Below are 16,071 nucleotides of genomic sequence, written 5' to 3'. Positions count from 1 at the left end.
GGCTGGAACATTTCATCGGGACCCTTGTCCCGAAACAGATCCGGCGGGCGCTCGGAAAGCGCCCGCCGGACAATCTTAGCGGCGGATACCCAGGCTGGTGATCAGCTTGGAATAGCGGCCTTCATCCTTCTTCTTGAGATAATCAAGAAGCGAGCGGCGGCTCGAAACCATCGTCAGCAGGCCACGGCGGGAATGGTTATCCTTCTTGTGGTCCTTGAAGTGTTCGGTCAGGTTGTTGATGCGTTCGGTCAAGATCGCGACCTGGACTTCCGGAGAACCGGTATCGCCTTCAACGGTCGCATATTCCTTGATCAGCGCAGACTTGCGCTCAGCAGTGATCGACATCGGGTGATCCTTTCTAAGAGGAGGAGATTAAGTCGCCAAAAGCCGGGATGTCGTCCAGCTTTGGCCGTGAATGCAAACGGGCGTACCCGATGCTGGCGCTGCCTATAAACCAAATATGGATCGATGGAAAGAGGGGTCGTCCTTGGCGGCTTCAACGGCCCGCCATGGCGCCCCGGATCATCCCGTCATAGGCTGCAGGATCCTGCAGCATGGCGAAATGGCTCACATCTTTCAGGATGACGAGTTTGGCGCCTGGAATCTGCTTTGCCATCATTTCCGTATGGTCGAGCTTTACGGCTTCATCATGATCGCCGATGGCAAGCGTGACCGGCACCGAGATCTTGGCAAGATCGGCGGCCGTCCAGGCCGGCTGGGTTGCCCACATTTCGGAGATCTGCTTGACGAAGGCGTCGTATTCGTTCGGTGTCGGCGAAAGCTTCCGGTACTGCTCGCCGGCGACGTTGATGTAGTCGTTGAAGGTCTTATTGTCCATGACGTCAGCCTTGACGCCGTCTGTCGTGACGTTGGCTGCCTGGGCAATGACGCGGGTCAATTTTTCCGGGTGTTTCATCGCCATGTCGATGCCGATGATGCCGCCGTCCGACCATCCGACAAGCGTCACCTTGTCGATCTTCAGATAGTCGAGAAGTGCCACATAATCCGATGTCATCAGGTCATAGCCGAAGGGCTGCTGGCTGCGCGTCGAACGTCCATGGCCGCGGCTGTCGGCAACGATGACCAGGTGGTCCTTGGCAAAATCGGCGACCTGATGACCCCAGACCTCGGCATTTCCAAGTCCGCCGTGAATGAACAGGATGGGGTCGCCTTCGCCGTATTCGGCGTAATACATCCTGATGTCGTTCACTTCGGCCATGCCGCTCGTCTTTGCCGCCGGCATCGAAGGAAAGGCCGGGAGCTCGGCCCAGCGCTCGGCGGATCGAGCGCCGGCGACGGCGAGAAACATCGAAAAGAACGTCAGGATTCCGATAGCAGTTCCGCGCATGATCATTCCCTCTGTCTGGCCCCCATGGCCCCTCGGGCCGCTATGGCCCGACAGGGAAGATATCGCATCGCTACCGGCTGACAATCGCTGTCGTTGTCAGAAAGCAAGATAGGCTCAGGCGAAAACCCGCTTCGGGCGAAACTCGCCCTGACCGATCTCACCGATCGCGATCAGCTTGCCGCGGGCCGTCGCATAGGCTTCGCTTTCGGCAACCGGCGCATCGCGGCCACGCACCAGGATCGGGTTGCCCATCTTCAGCCGGTGCGCCTGGTCGTCGTTGATGACGAGATGGGGCAGGGATGACAGCGCTTCGCAGGTGTCGATCAGCAGCGCGTCGAGGGCCGCCAGGCGCTCGTCCATATCCTCGACCGCTTCCAGTGCCACGAGATCCGCGAGCGGCACCATGGCCTCTTCCGCGAAAGGCGCGACGAAGGTGCGCCGCAGCCCGGACACATGGCCGTAGCAGCCGAGCTCGCGGCCGAAATCGCGCGCCAGCGCCCTGACATAAGTACCCTTTCCGCATTCCACTTCGAAATGCGCGCTGTCGGCGTCCGGGCAGGCGAGCAAGGTCAGCCGGAAGATATCGACCTCACGCGAGGGGATTTCGACGGTTTCGCCTTCGCGCGCCAGATCATAGGCGCGTTCACCGGATATCTTGATGGCGGAAAACTGCGGCGGCACCTGGCTGATGGTACCGATATATCCAGGCAGGATATCGCGGATCTGCTGTTCGCTCGGGCGTTTGTCCGAACTCTTGGTCACGTCGCCTTCGAGGTCGTCGGTCGCACGCTCCTCGCCCCAACTCACCGTGAATTCATAGATCTTGCGGCCGTCCATTACGTAGGGAACGGTCTTCGTCGCGTCGCCGAGCGCGATCGGCAGCATGCCGGAGGCGAGCGGATCGAGCGTGCCGGCATGACCGGCCTTCTCAGCCTTGTAGAGCCACTTGATCTTGGAAACGGCTTCCGTCGAGCCGAAATCCACCGGTTTGTCGAGGATCAGCCAGCCGGAAATCGGCCGGCCCTTGGATTTGCGTGGTTTGGACATGCGTCTCTTCTGTTTATTGTTCGTCATTGTCGCCGTCGAGGTCGCGGCTCACCTCGGGCGAACGCAGCAGCTCGTCGATCTTCTTGTAGTTGTCGAAGCTGGTATCGTCGCGGAAGCGCACCTCCGGCATGTATTTCATCTGCCGGAGCTGCGGCCCGAGCCGGCCGCGGATGAACCTCGCATGGCGGTTCAACGCCTCGATGACGATACTGTGGTCGGAAACGCCGAGCGGCGTCACATAGGCGGTGGCGATCTTGAGGTCCGGCGACATGCGCACTTCCGAGATCGAGATCACGGTCGCCTCGATGACGTCGTCACGCACTTCGCCGCGCTGCAGCACCTGGGTGATAGCGGCGCGAACCTGTTCGCCAATGCGCAGCATGCGCTGCGAAGGCGCGGAAGAAGTTGGTCTGGTCATTGTTATCTCTATTTGCCGATGCGGCTGGGAATCGAACCCGTCAAAGGAGAGCGTCCATGACTCTTTTGGTCGAAAAGGTCAAGTCGGCAGATGCCCGAAAGCCATCCGCCGGCTGGCGGATGGCTTTCGGAAAAGTTCAGGCGCAGCAGTTTAGAGCGTGCGCGTGATATGTTCGACGCGGAAGCACTCGATGACGTCGCCGGCGCGCATGTCCTCGTAGTTTTCGAAGGCCATGCCGCATTCCTGACCCATCGGCACTTCGGACACTTCGTCCTTGAAGCGCTTGAGCGTCTTGAGCTTGCCTTCGTGAACGACGACGTCGTTGCGGATGAGGCGGACGCCTGCACCACGTTCGACCTTGCCTTCGACGACACGGCAACCTGCGACCTTGCCGACCTTGGTGATGTTGAACACCTCGAGGATCTCGGCATTGCCGATGAAGGTTTCGCGCCGCTCCGGAGACAAGAGGCCTGACATCGCTGCCTTCACGTCATCCACGAGGTCGTAGATGATGTTGTAGTAGCGGATCTCGATGCCTTCGCGCTCGGCGAACTGGCGTGCTTGCGTATTCGCACGAACGTTGAAGCCGATGATGGCCGCGTTCGAGGCTTCGGCGAGCGAGATATCCGACTCGGTGATGCCGCCGGCGCCCGAATGGACGATGCGGGCACGAACTTCGTCGGTGCCGAGCTTCTCCAGCGCGCCGGCAATTGCTTCGATCGAGCCCTGCACGTCGCCCTTGATGACCAGCGGGAACTCCTTGATGCCGACGCTCTGGCGCTGCATCATCATCTGTTCCAGCGAACCGCGCTGTCCCGACTGACGGGCAGCCGCCTTGTCGCGGGCCAGACGCTGGCGATATTCCGAGATTTCGCGGGCGCGGCTTTCGCTTTCGACGACGGCGAACTTGTCGCCCGCCTGCGGCGTGCCGGACAGACCGAGAACCTCGACCGGCGTTGCCGGACCAGCTTCCTTCACATGGTCGCCCTTGTCGGTGACGAGAGCGCGCACGCGGCCCCAGACGTCGCCGGCGACGATGATCTGACCCGGACGCAGCGTACCCTTCTGGACGAGCACGGTCGCGACCGAGCCACGGCCACGATCGAGCTGGGCTTCGATGACAGTGCCTTCCGCGGTCCGGTTCGCATTGGCCTTGAGATCGAGAATTTCCGCCTGCAGCAGGATCGCCTCGAGCAGCTTGTCGAGGTTCTTGCCGGTCTTGGCCGAAACTTCGACGTCAAGCACTTCGCCGCCCATGGATTCCACGAAGACTTCGTGCTGCAGCAGCTGGTTGCGGACCTTCTGCGGATCAGCCTCGTGCTTGTCGACCTTGTTGATCGCCACGATGATCGGAACACCGGCCGCCTTGGCGTGGTTGATCGATTCGATCGTCTGCGGCATCACGCTGTCGTCGGCTGCGACGACCAGGATCGCGATATCGGTCGCCTGCGCACCGCGGGCACGCATTGCCGTGAAGGCGGCGTGGCCGGGCGTATCGATGAAGGTGATCTTCTGACCGTTCTGCTCCACCTGATAGGCGCCGATATGCTGGGTGATGCCACCGGCTTCGCCGGAGACCACGTTGGCATGGCGGATGGCGTCGAGCAGCGAGGTCTTGCCGTGGTCGACATGGCCCATGATGGTAACGACGGGTGGGCGCGAAACCAGTTCGCCATCGTCGTCGGACACGTTGAAGATGCCGAGTTCGACGTCGGATTCCGACACGCGCCTGACCGTATGGCCGAATTCGCCGGCGATGAGTTCGGCAAGGTCGGCGTCGATGACGTCGCCCGGCTTCATCATCTGGCCTTCCTTCATCAGGTACTTGATGACGTCGACGGCGCGTTCGGACATGCGCTGCGACAGTTCCTGAATGGTGATGGTCTCGGGCAGAACCACCTCGCGGGAGATCTTCTCGCGGGTTTCCTGCATCTGACCGCGGCGGAACTTCTCCTGACGGCGACGCATTGCCGAGAGCGAACGACCGCGGGCATTGTCCTCGCCGTCGACGTTGGCAGTGGTGATCGTCAACTTGCCGCGGCGGCGCTCTTCATCCGTCTTCGGACGAGTCGTGACCGGCTTTGCGGGTTCCGGGCGAACAACGCGGCCACGGACCGGACCGCCGCGCGCTGCGCCACGATCGTCGTCTTCCTTTTCCTCGCGGCGGCCGCGAACGGCGCCGGGGACGGCAGCGCCGGGTGCCGGACGGGCAGCAGGTGCTCCAGCCGCATCGGGCCGGCGTGCGGCCGGTGCCGACGATGCGGGCTGCGGCGGCCGTGGCGCGTCGGAGCGTGCCTCGGCCGGAGCCTGTTCTGCGACTGCGGGTTCGGCAACAGCAGGTGCTTCAGCCTGCCGGATAGCTTCTTCAGCGGCCCTGCGGGCAGCTTCTTCTGCTTCGGCGGCCTTGCGGATCACCTCTTCGGCGGCACGGCGCTTTTCTTCCTCGGCGCGGCGGATCGCATCCTGGGCGTCACGCGCCTGGGAGTCGGCAAGCGCGCGGCGGCGGGCGTCCATCTCTTCCGGCGACAGATGGTTCAGCACCACCGGGCGCGGACGATCGTTCTGGCGCGGCGGCTGGTGAGACTGCTGCGGCGGACGTTGGTTCGTCTGGTTGTTGTTGCCCTGCTGGACCCGCGGAGCCGGCGTCGGCTGCTGCGGACGCGCCTGCACGGGTGCGGGCGCCGGTTCGGCTGCGCGGACGGGGGCCGTCGGAGCGACGGGCGTGATCGGCTTTTCATCTTCCGGGCGCATCGGGCGCCGCTTACGGGTCTCGACGACGACCGCCTTGGTGCGACCTCGACCCATATCCTGGCGAACGGTGCCCTGGCTCATCCCCGATGGTTTCAGGGTGAGTGTCTTTTTGCCCGCTACGCTGATTGTCTTGTCGTCGTTACTATCGGTCATTCGTTCCCGTTCCTTCGGACAGGGAGCGATGACTAGATCAGACCCTGTCGTTCAATACTGTCGATCAATGAGGATGGGACCGGCCGATGCCGGTGACCGCCTCATTGTTTTTGCCGGCCAGCGCCGCCCGCTGCCCGGGACTGACCGCCAATACGGTACTGTTCGAGCATCTTTGCGCGCTTCACTACACCTTCACCCGCCTGCCCTGCAAGCACTGCGGCATGGATAAAAGCATTCTGGCCCATCAGGCCTTCCATTTCGCTCTCCGAGAAGAGACGGAAGGAAGGTATCTCCTCCTCGGTCTCCATTCCGAGGTGCCAGGCCTTGCGGGCCTGGTCGATTTTCCGGACGCCGTCGTCCGCTGCGCCAGTCGCATGGAACACCGCAAGGGCTGCTCCGCTTCTGACCGCGGCATCCACTTTCGCGGACCCGCTGACGAACTGGCCGGCTTTCCGCGCCATGTTCATCATCTGCATCAATTGCGCCGCGAGCAGCCGATCGACGCTCGCGCCGAGATCGTCCGCCGCCTTCACATCCATTTTCAACGCGCGGGCGAAGAGCTTCTTCGCCACCGCCCTGTCGACCAGCGACCGGTCGATCTTCACCCAGCATCCGCGTCCCGGAAGCTCGCGCTTCAGGTCGGCGACAACTGTTCCATCGGGAGCGGCGACGAAGCGGATCAGCTCTTCCGGCGATCCGCTTTCGCGCGTCACGATGCACATACGTCCGTTCACGTCATAACCTGCAAGATCGTCGTCCTCGAGAGGAGCGTCCGGTTCATGCGCGGTCATCATGCTTCTTGTTCGGCTTCGGTGACCTCTTCTTCGGTCCCCTTCGCCAGGTCCTCTTGGGTGATCCAGCCAGCCGAAAGGCGGGCCTGGACGATCATCTGTTCGGCCTCGACGCGCGAGACGTCGAACTTCGAGAACAGACCCTCGAACTTCTTCGTTTCGCCGTTCTTGCGCTCCGTCCAACCGACGAGATCGTCGGCAGCGCAGCCGGCAAAGTCCTCGATCGTCTTGATGCCGTCTTCGCCGAGCGCCACCATCATCTGGGCGGTCATGCCGTTGATTTCACGCAGTTCGTCCTCAACACCGAGGGCCTTGCGCTTCTCGTCCATCTCGGCTTCGAGACGCTCGAGGAATTCGCGGGCGCGCTGCTGGATTTCCTGCGCCGTCTCTTCGTCGAAACCGTCGATCGAAGAAATTTCGTCGAGATCGACATAAGCCAGTTCTTCAACCGCGGCAAAACCTTCCGAAGCCAGAACCTGGCCGACCATCTCGTCGACATCGAGCGAATCCATGAACAGGTTGGTGCGCTCGTTGAATTCCTTCTGGCGGCGTTCCGATTCCTCGGCCTCCGTCATGATGTCGATATCCCAGCCGGTCAGCTGCGAGGCGAGGCGGACGTTCTGGCCGCGGCGGCCAATCGCAAGCGACAGCTGCTCGTCGGGAACGACGACTTCGATACGCTCGGCATCCTCGTCGAGAACGACCTTGGCGACCTCAGCCGGCTGCAGGGCGTTGACGACGAAGGTCGCCGGGTCTTGGCTCCACGGGATGATGTCGATCTTTTCGCCCTGGAGCTCGCCGACGACAGCCTGAACGCGTGAGCCGCGCATACCGACGCAGGCGCCGACCGGATCGATCGAGCTGTCGTTCGAGATCACCGCGATCTTGGCGCGCGAACCCGGGTCGCGGGCGACCGACTTCACCTGGATGATGCCGTCGTAGATCTCCGGCACTTCCATGGTGAAGAGCTTCACCATGAACTGCGGATGCGTGCGCGACAGGAAGATCTGCGGGCCGCGCTGCTCGCGGCGGACATCATAGACGTAGGCACGGACGCGATCGCCATAGCGGACGTTTTCGCGCGGGATCATTTCGTCGCGGCGGATGATGCCTTCGCCACGGCCGAGATCGACGATGACGTTGCCGTATTCGACGCGCTTGACGGTGCCGTTGACGATTTCGCCGGTGCGATCCTTGAATTCGTCGAACTGGCGGTCGCGCTCGGCTTCACGCACTTTCTGGACGATCACCTGCTTGGCCGACTGTGCGGCGATGCGGCCGAAATCCATCGGCGGCAGCGGATCGGCGATGAAATCGCCGAGTGCGGCGTCCGGGTTGCGGTCGCGGGCCAGCTCCAGCGGGATCTGCGTCGAATAATCCTCGGCCTTCTCGACGACTTCGAGCAGGCGCTGCAGGCGGATTTCGCCGGTCTTCGGATTGATGTCGGCACGGATGTTGGACTCGGTGCCGTAACGGGAGCGTGCCGCCTTCTGGATGGCATCGGCCATTGCGGCCAGCACGATCTCGCGGTCGATGACTTTTTCGCGCGCCACTGCATCTGCGATCTGCAGAAGTTCGAGCCGGTTCGCACTGACTGCCATTGTCTTGTTTCTCCGTCTTTACTCGCCGGGTTCCCGTCCCTGGAGCGGTCTGTTGATCGGTTATTCTTCGTCGTCCGCTTCGTTCTGGTTGGCGGCCTGGGCTTTCGCCAGCTTGTCGGCGCGCAACGCGTCGCGGATCAGGTCGTCGGTCAGAATGAGCTTCGCATCGCTAAGCGCCGTGAAGGGAATGGTGACCTTCTGCTCTTCCCCATAGGCGATCTGGTCACGCTCAAGCGTGAAACCATCTGTGCCTGCTTCGACGATCTTGCCGCGGAAGCGCTTGCGATTGTCGATCAAGATCGACGTCTCGCATTTCACAAGGTGGCCCTGCCAGCGGACGAAATCGGATTTCCGCACCATCGGACGGTCGATGCCGGGCGAAGACACTTCCAGATGATACTCTTTATCGACCGGATCTTCCACATCGAGGACGGGAGAAATCGCCATCGAGACTTCTTCGCAATCCTGAACCGTCATCGTGCCGTCGTTGCGTTCGGCCATGACCTGCATCGTCGCGCCGTTCTGGTTCATCATGCGGACGCGGATAAGCCGGAAGCCCAGGTCGACGAGAACGGGTTCGATGATATCGGCAAGACGCTGGTCGAGTCCGGTTTCGGTAATCAGCCGCGGCTCACGTTCATTGTCTGCGTTTGTCAGATCCGACAAGCGGTGCGCTCCTCGCAATTTCATGCTTTTTCGGCGATCGCGCTAATAAAAAAGAGCGGGTCCTTGCGGCCCACTCTTCATCAAGCGATCAAGAATTTGAGAGGCATATAGTCGGGTTTTTCCGAAATTGCAAGGTCTGCGACCGATTCGGCCAATTCGCTTCCGGCGAGGTGAACAGCCTATGGCCAGCGCCGGTCTTGCGCATATATTGCCGTTGGCGCGCAATAACAAAAGCGGGAGAAATCGTGGCCTACACTTCGTCGACATTGGCGCCTTTGCGGCACGATACCTACCGCACCATCTGGTTCGCGAGCCTTTCTTCGAATTTCGGCGGCCTGATCCAGGCGGTGGGTGCTGCCTGGATGATGACGACGATCACCGCCTCGGAGGACATGGTGGCGCTGGTGCAGACCTCGACGGCGCTGCCGATCATGCTGTTTTCGCTGATATCGGGTGCGCTGGCCGACAATTATGACCGCCGCCGGGTCATGCTGACGGCGCAGTGCATGATGCTCACCGTCTCGGCACTGCTGACGGCCTCGGCCCTTCTCGGCTGGATCACACCCTGGCTGCTGCTCTTCTTCACCTTCCTGATCGGCTGCGGCACCGCGCTCAACAATCCCTCCTGGCAGGCCTCGGTCGGCGACATGGTGCCACGTGCCGATCTGCCGGCAGCGGTCACGCTGAACAGCATGGGTTTCAACATCACCCGCAGCGTCGGCCCGGCGATCGGCGGCGTCATCGTCGCCGCTGCCGGCGCGGCCGCGGCCTTCGCGGTGAATACGCTGAGTTATGTCGCCCTGATCTATGCCCTGCTGCGCTGGCGGCCAGCCGCCCCCGTCTCGACCCTGCCGCGGGAGGCGCTCGGCAGCGCCATCTTTGCCGGATTGCGCTATGTCTCGATGTCGCCCAATCTCGAAAAGGTCCTCGTCAGGGGGCTGCTCTTCGGCATCGGCGCCAGTTCGATCCTGGCGCTGCTGCCGGTCGTCGCCCTCGATCTCGTTGCCGGCGGCCCGCTGACCTATGGTTTCATGCTCGGCGCCTTCGGCATCGGCGCGATTGGCGGTGCGGTGCTGAATGCGAGGCTTCGCCAGGTGCTTTCCAGCGAGATGATCATCCGCCTCTCCTTTGCCGGCTTCGCATTGAGCGCGGTCATCGCAGCCGTGAGCCCGAGCGCCGTCTTGACCTCCGCCGGGCTGCTCGTTTCCGGCGCCTGCTGGGTCTCTGCACTATCGCTGTTCAACACCATCGTCCAGCTTTCGACGCCGCGCTGGGTGGTAGGCCGGGCGCTATCGCTTTATCAGACCGTCACCTTCGGCGGCATCGCCGGCGGCAGCTGGCTGTGGGGCGTCGCGGCCGATCGCTACGGCGTTGCCGATGCGCTGCTGATGTCATCCGTCGTCATGCTGCTCGGCATCGCCATCGGCCTGCGGTTTTCCATGCCGGCCTTCGCCTCGCTCAACCTCGATCCGCTGAATCGCTTCATCGAACCCGCCCTCAGTCTCGACATCACGCCGCGCAGCGGCCCGATCGTCATCCAAGTCGATTACGAGATTGCCGACGACGACCTTGCGGAATTCATGGCGCTGATGGGCGAGCGCCGCCGCATTCGCATCCGCGACGGCGCCCGCAATTGGGCGCTGATGCGCGATCTTGAAAATCCCGGGCTGTGGACGGAGACCTATCATACGCCGACCTGGGTCGAATATATAAGACACAACCAGCGGCGCACGCAGGCCGATGCCGAAAATATCGACAGGCTGCGCGCGCTCCATCGAGGCGAAGGCCCGCCTCATGTTCACCGCATGATCGAGCGCCAGGCCATTGCGCCAGGCGACGATGTCTTCCACAAAGTGCCGATCGATCTGCATCATTGAGAACAGTCAATGCATAATTTCAGGCTCGCCCGGCTATCCGATCTTGCCGCCATCGTCCGGCTTCTTGGCGATGACGATCTCGGCGGCGCCAGAGAAATCGTCTCCGATCCCGTCGATGCACGTTATCTCTCGGCCTTCGCCGCGATCGAGGCAGATGCCAACCAGCTATTGGCTGTCGCGACCGACGCGGCCGACCAGGTCGTCGGCTGTCTGCAACTGAGCTTTCTTCCCGGCCTCTCGAGGACGGGCATGTGGCGCGGCCAGATCGAAAGCGTGCGTGTGGCAAGGGATCTTCGCGGCTCGGGCCTCGGCGCGCAATTCATCGAATGGGCGATTGCTCAGTGCGCCGAGCGCGGCTGCGGCTTGGTGCAGCTGACATCGGACAAGGCGCGAGGGGATGCGATCCGCTTCTATGAGAGGCTCGGTTTCGTTGCCAGCCATGAAGGGCTGAAACGCACTCTCTAAAGCCGATTACTTCAGCTTGCCCTTCATCGCAGCCTCGGGAAAACATGTCGGCTTCATGCCGTTCTTTGCCTGCCACTGGCCGATCGAACGCCGGGTTTTGTAGCCCGGCAGGCCGTCGGAACCGCCGACATCATAGCCCTGCCGTTCCAGCGCCTTCTGCATGGCGGCGACATCCGAGCGCAGCATCTTGCCGACATCGCCCCATCTGCCCTGGAAGGCGCCGCCATTATTGGCGATCCGGTCGGCAAGATTGCCGATATAGAGCGCGTAGAGGTCGGAATTATTATATTCCTTGATGATGTAGAAATTCGGGGTGACGATGAATTCCGGCCCGTCGCGGCCAGCCGGAACCAGGATCATGCCCTCAGCCTTCATCTCGCCGGAGGGAAAGCCCTTGCCGGAGATGCGGTCGATGCCGAGCGAGGCCCAGTGCGACAGCGGCTTTGCCAGATCGGGTCCCTCCTGCGCGCAGGAGACGGCCTCCGGTATCGACACCTCGAAGCCCCAGTCGCGGTTGCGCTGCCAGCCTTTCTTGACCAGGTAATTGGCGATCGAGGCGAGCGTATCGGGCACCGAGGTCCAGATATTGCGGTGACCGTCGCCATCGAAATCCACGGCATATTTCAGATAGCTGGTCGGCATGAACTGCGGTTGGCCGAGAGCGCCCGCCCACGAACCCTTGAAGTTGGCAGGTGTGACGTCGCCGCCGTCGAGAATATGGAGTGCGGCCACCAGCTCGGTGCGGAACATCTCCTTGCGCGTCGACATGAAGGCCTTGGTCGCGAGCACCTCGATCGCCGAATTCGGGATCTTCGCCGCACCGAAGCCCGTCTCCCGGCCCCAGATGGCCAGCACGATCGAGCCTGGCACACCATAGGTCTTTTCGATCCGCTTCAGCGTCGAGCCATATTGGGCGGCAAAGCCGCGTCCCGTTGCGGCAAGTTTCTTCAGCTGGTCCTCGTTGAAATAGGGAGCGGGCGAGGAAAATTCGGCCTGCGTCTGCTTCTGCTCCTTCGGCGGCGGGAAACCGGGCGGGGCGAGATCGGGCAAGTTCCAGTTCAGCGTGATGCCGGAGAAAGCGGCTTGAAAGACCTTCTCCGAAATGCCGTTTGCCTTCGCTTCCGGCCAGAGGTCGCTCTGCACCCAGATCTCGAACTGCGCTTCGACATCGGCTTTCGATGGGGCTGCGTATGAGGGCAGGGGGAGGAGAGCGGCGGTTATAGCGAGTGCGAATATCCGGAGCCGCCGTGGACCATCTTTCGGCATATATAATCCCCTCATATCACCGTCCGCGCCCGAAGGGCCGCCGCAAGCGTGCCCTCGTCGAGATAGTCGAGCTCGCCGCCAACCGGCACGCCATGCGCCAGCCGCGTGATCTTCACGTCGAGCCCCTGCAACTGGTCGGTGATGTAATGCGCCGTCGTCTGTCCCTCGACCGTGGCATTGACCGCGATGATCAGTTCCCGGATGCCACCTTCGCCGATCCGGTCGATCAGGCCGCGAATGTTGAGATCGTCAGGACCGACCCCGTCGAGCGGCGACAGCGTGCCGCCGAGCACGTGATAGGCGGCGTTCATCGCGCCTGCCCGCTCCAGCGCCCAGAGATCCGATACGTCCTCGACGACGATGATGACGGATTGATCGCGTTGCGTGTCGGTGCAGACGATGCAGGGATCGACCGTATCGACATTGCCGCAGCGCGAGCAGATCTTCACCTTGTCATAGGCCTCGCCCATTGCATTCGACAGCGGGCCAAGCAGCTGGTCCTTCTTCTTGATCAGATGCAGTGCCGCCCGGCGCGCCGATCGCGGCCCGAGGCCCGGCACCTTCGCCAGAAGCTGGATGAGTTTTTCGATTTCGGGTCCGGTGACTCGTTTTGCCATGCGCCGTTCTTAACTGATATGGAACGAAAACGGAATCGCGGAAGGATCGGTCATCCCATGAAAATCCTGGCCTTGTGCACCGGCAATTCGGAAAGACTGCCGGGCAAGAGCTACAAGACCGGCATCTTCAAGCACGCCGTCAACGGCGCTGTGATGATCGACGCCGAAGGTCTTGTCGGCGATGCGATCTGCAACCGTAAACACCATGGAGGCGTCGATCAGGCGGTCTATGTCGAGGGATCGCTGACGCTCGACTGGTGGGCGCAGGAGCTGGGCCGACCCTACGAGGCCGGTACTTTCGGCGAGAACATGGTGATATCAGATCTGGACAATCGCGACGTCGCCGTCGGCGACCGCTTCGCCGCTGGCGATCTCATCCTCGAGGTCACAGCATGCCGTATGCCCTGCGCCACCTTCGCCGCCAGGATGGCCGATCCGAAATTCGTCAAGCGTTACACCGCCGCCGCCCGTCCCGGCATCTATTGCCGCGTCATCCGGGGCGGCGTGGTCGAGCCCGGGATGCCGATGGAATACACGCCTTTTTCGGGCGACAAGATTGCGATGCCCGAGCTAATGGAGACCTTCGGCCGAAGGCTTCAAGGCGCAGATCGGGCGCGATATCTCGCGGCCCCAATTCACTACAAGCTTCGGACCATGCTGGAATCCCAAGCCGACGAAGCATACTAGAGCGGTTCAGCTTTTCATGGAAACGCAGAACCGCTCTAACCTTTTGTTTTCACGCAATTCCGGACGGAAAACCGCTTCGCACTCTTCCTGGAATTGCTCTAGATCACACATTACACCTTGATATGTGGGCCGCCTCAGAACGGCAGTTTGAAGCCGGGCGGGATCGGCAGGCCGGCCGTCAGCGCCTTGGTCTTCTCGGCGGCCAGCGCCTCGGCCTTGTCCTTGGCGTCCTTGTGAGCGGCGACGATCAGATCCTCGAGGATCTCGACATCGTCTTCCTTGAACAGCGACGGATCGATCTTCAGGCTCTTCAGCTCGCCCTTGCCCGATATGACGACGGCGACGAGCCCGCCGCCCGCCTTGCCTTCGGCCGTGAGCTCGGCGATCTCCGCTTGCATCTGCTCCATCTTGGCCTGCATTTCCTTGACTTTGCCCATCATGCCCATGATGTCGCGCATCGTCTCGCTCCTTGTTGAAACTTTAGAATTCTATGTCGTCGCCCGGCAGGATGTCACCTTCCTCGGATTCGGCGGCGGCCGGTGGCGTCGCCTCGCCCTCCTCCTCCGCTTCGGGCGCCCGCACGCGCACGTCGATGATCTTAGCACCGGGGAAATGCGCAAGGATTGCCGCCACGTCAGGATCCTGGCGCGCGTCGATCACATGCTGTTCCCGGGTCCTGGCCTCCGCTTCCACCTGCGTCGGCTGGCCCTCGTCGCGACTGAGGCTGACGATCCAATGGATGCCGGTCCATTCCTTCAGCTTGACGGCAAGCTCGTTGAGCAGCGTCGTCGGTGCACCGGGAGCCAGGCTGACGTCGAGCCGGCCGGCTTCGATCCGGACGGGGCGCAGGAAGGTGCGCACCATCGCCTTCAGCTTCGGATCGCGTTTCTCGGTGGCGAGGTTGACGATATCATTGACCGAATTGACCGGGACGAGCGGCTTCAGGGCTTCCGCCGGTTTTGGTTCGATCCGCCCGACAGCCATCGTCTCTGGCTGGCTGCTCGGCACGGCACGCAACATCGCCACCGGCGCCGAAGGCGGCGGCTGGCTCGGTGCGGTTTCCGCGGCGCGCGCCGCGACACTGTTCTGATAGGAAACCCGTGTCCCGTTGCCGCCGCCATTGCCGGACGGCGGAACCGCGGGCCGGGGGCCGGCATTGTCGCCCGAAAATTCGGCAAGCCGCCGCGCCGCATCCTCGGGCGCCGGCAGATGCGCGGCATGCGCAAGCCGGATCAGCACCATCTCGGCTGCCCCTGCCGTCCGCGACGAGCCTTCTGTCTCCGGAATGCCTTTGAGCAGCATCTGCCAGATCCGCGACAGCGTCGTCACTGCAACGCCCTTGGCAAATTCCGCCGCCTTGGTGCGTTCGACCTCGCTGAGCGAAGGATCGTTTGCCGCATCCGGCACATATTTCAGGCGCGTCACCAGATGGGTGAAATCGGCAAGGTCGGTCAGCACCACCACAGGATTGGCGCCGGCTTCGTACTGGTTCTGGAACTCGCCGAGGGCTGAGGCCACATCGCCTTTGACGATATGCTGGAAGAGATCGACGATCCGGGCGCGGTCGGCAAGGCCGAGCATGCCGCGCACGGCTTCCGCCTGCACGACGCCTGCGCCATGAGCGATCGCCTGGTCGAGCAGCGACAGGCCGTCACGCGCCGAGCCTTCGGCCGCACGCGCGATCATCGCCAGCGCGTCCGCTTCCGCCTCGATGCCCTCCTTGGCCGCGATCGTCGTAAACAGCCCGACGAGATCCGACGCACTGATGCGGCGCAGGTCGAAGCGCTGGCAGCGCGACAGCACGGTGATCGGCACCTTGCGGATTTCGGTGGTAGCGAAGATGAACTTCACATGCTCCGGCGGCTCTTCCAGCGTCTTCAACAGGCCGTTGAAGGCCTGCGTCGACAGCATGTGCACTTCGTCGATGATATAGACCTTGTAGCGCGCCGCAACCGGCCGGTAGCGCACCTGCTCGATGATCTCGCGGATATCGTCGATCCCGGTATGCGAAGCGGCATCCATCTCGATCACGTCGACATGCCGGCCTTCCATGATCGCCTGGCAGTGTTCGCCCGGCGTGCGAAGGTCGATCGTCGGCTTGTCGATCTCCGATGTCTTGTAGTTCAGCGCCCGCGCCAGGATGCGCGCCGTCGTCGTCTTGCCCACACCGCGCACACCCGTCAGCATGTAGGCTTGCGCGATGCGGCCGGTTTCGAAGGCGTTGGTGAGGGTCCGGACCATCGGCTCCTGGCCGACCATCAGGTCCGTGAAATCCTTGGGGCGGTATTTGCGAGCCAGCACTCGGTATCCGGTGCCCGTCGAGGCGGCATCTTTTGATTGTCGCTCGGTGTCGCTCATCGCCCTGCTTGTCGCCCGGACTGTCG

The 16,071-nt window shown here is 62.4% G+C and carries 15 protein-coding genes; 3 read left to right on the top strand and 12 right to left on the bottom strand.

The annotated features are described in order from the left end of the window. Positions 1-75: 75 nt before the first annotated feature. The 8 genes from rpsO to rimP all read right to left on the bottom strand — a co-directional run bounded on the left by rpsO (position 76) and on the right by rimP (position 8,775). Entirely contained in the window at positions 76-345 is a 270-nt protein-coding gene (gene rpsO, locus G9X68_RS09060; RefSeq protein WP_003544317.1) for a 30S ribosomal protein S15, read from the bottom strand. 151 nt (positions 346-496) lie between these two features. Continuing rightward, positions 497-1,348 (bottom strand): alpha/beta fold hydrolase, encoded by an 852-nt coding sequence (locus G9X68_RS09055; RefSeq protein ID WP_171602074.1) that lies wholly within the window; start codon positions 1,346-1,348, stop codon positions 497-499. Positions 1,349-1,462: 114 nt separating this feature from the next. Beyond that, the gene (truB, locus tag G9X68_RS09050) at positions 1,463-2,395 is read right to left on the bottom strand and encodes a tRNA pseudouridine(55) synthase TruB (protein ID WP_171602073.1); all 933 of its coding nucleotides are present in this window, start codon (positions 2,393-2,395) and stop codon (positions 1,463-1,465) included. A 13-nt stretch (positions 2,396-2,408) separates the two neighbouring features. Next, positions 2,409-2,813, bottom strand: coding sequence for a 30S ribosome-binding factor RbfA (rbfA, locus tag G9X68_RS09045; protein WP_027669097.1), 405 nt, complete (start codon positions 2,811-2,813; stop codon positions 2,409-2,411). 150 nt (positions 2,814-2,963) lie between these two features. Then, complete coding sequence (gene infB / locus G9X68_RS09040) at positions 2,964-5,717, bottom strand: translation initiation factor IF-2 (protein WP_171602072.1); 2,754 nt, start codon at positions 5,715-5,717, stop codon at positions 2,964-2,966. Positions 5,718-5,818: 101 nt separating this feature from the next. Beyond that, complete coding sequence (locus tag G9X68_RS09035) at positions 5,819-6,511, bottom strand: RNA-binding protein (RefSeq protein WP_171376589.1); 693 nt, start codon at positions 6,509-6,511, stop codon at positions 5,819-5,821. After that, positions 6,508-8,109 carry a transcription termination factor NusA gene (nusA, locus tag G9X68_RS09030; protein WP_171602071.1) on the bottom strand — a complete coding sequence of 534 codons (1,602 nt, stop codon included), beginning with the start codon at positions 8,107-8,109 and terminating at the stop codon, positions 6,508-6,510. Before nusA ends, G9X68_RS09035 begins: the two co-directional genes overlap by 4 nt. Before the next feature lie 60 nt (positions 8,110-8,169). Then, positions 8,170-8,775, bottom strand: a complete 606-nt coding sequence (rimP, locus tag G9X68_RS09025; RefSeq protein ID WP_003544329.1) for a ribosome maturation factor RimP — start codon at positions 8,773-8,775, stop codon at positions 8,170-8,172. Between the two features lie 197 nt (positions 8,776-8,972). Here rimP and G9X68_RS09020 point away from each other — a divergent pair, with 197 nt between their 5' ends. Together G9X68_RS09020 and G9X68_RS09015 are read left to right on the top strand one after the other, a co-directional pair. After that, positions 8,973-10,652, top strand: coding sequence for an MFS transporter (locus G9X68_RS09020; protein WP_171602070.1), 1,680 nt, complete (start codon positions 8,973-8,975; stop codon positions 10,650-10,652). Between the two features lie 9 nt (positions 10,653-10,661). Then, a complete protein-coding gene (locus G9X68_RS09015; RefSeq protein ID WP_171602069.1) occupies positions 10,662-11,117 on the top strand; it encodes a GNAT family N-acetyltransferase in 456 nt (151 codons plus the stop codon). 6 nt (positions 11,118-11,123) lie between these two features. Here G9X68_RS09015 and G9X68_RS09010 read toward each other — a convergent pair whose 3' ends face one another. Both G9X68_RS09010 and recR read right to left on the bottom strand, forming a co-directional pair. After that, complete coding sequence (locus G9X68_RS09010; RefSeq protein WP_171602068.1) at positions 11,124-12,383, bottom strand: lytic murein transglycosylase; 1,260 nt, start codon at positions 12,381-12,383, stop codon at positions 11,124-11,126. Positions 12,384-12,394: 11 nt separating this feature from the next. Beyond that, positions 12,395-13,000, bottom strand: coding sequence for a recombination mediator RecR (gene recR / locus G9X68_RS09005; RefSeq protein WP_171602067.1), 606 nt, complete (start codon positions 12,998-13,000; stop codon positions 12,395-12,397). A 57-nt stretch (positions 13,001-13,057) separates the two neighbouring features. Between recR and G9X68_RS09000 the strand changes: the two genes are divergently transcribed. Beyond that, the gene (locus G9X68_RS09000; protein WP_171602066.1) at positions 13,058-13,687 is read left to right on the top strand and encodes an MOSC domain-containing protein; all 630 of its coding nucleotides are present in this window, start codon (positions 13,058-13,060) and stop codon (positions 13,685-13,687) included. A 134-nt stretch (positions 13,688-13,821) separates the two neighbouring features. On the opposite strand, the gene G9X68_RS08995 is transcribed toward G9X68_RS09000, so the two are convergent. Further along, positions 13,822-14,145 carry a YbaB/EbfC family nucleoid-associated protein gene (locus tag G9X68_RS08995; protein WP_003555794.1) on the bottom strand — a complete coding sequence of 108 codons (324 nt, stop codon included), beginning with the start codon at positions 14,143-14,145 and terminating at the stop codon, positions 13,822-13,824. 22 nt (positions 14,146-14,167) lie between these two features. After that, on the bottom strand, positions 14,168-16,045 hold the full coding sequence (locus G9X68_RS08990) for a DNA polymerase III subunit gamma/tau (protein WP_168317274.1): 1,878 nt from the start codon (positions 16,043-16,045) through the stop codon (positions 14,168-14,170). Positions 16,046-16,071: the final 26 nt, after the last annotated feature.

The organism is Rhizobium changzhiense (genome assembly GCF_013087625.1).
GTDB lineage: Bacteria > Pseudomonadota > Alphaproteobacteria > Rhizobiales > Rhizobiaceae > Rhizobium > Rhizobium sophorae.
The sequence above is the reverse complement of the archived record's forward strand: the minus strand, read 5'-3'. Positions and strand labels throughout refer to the sequence as shown.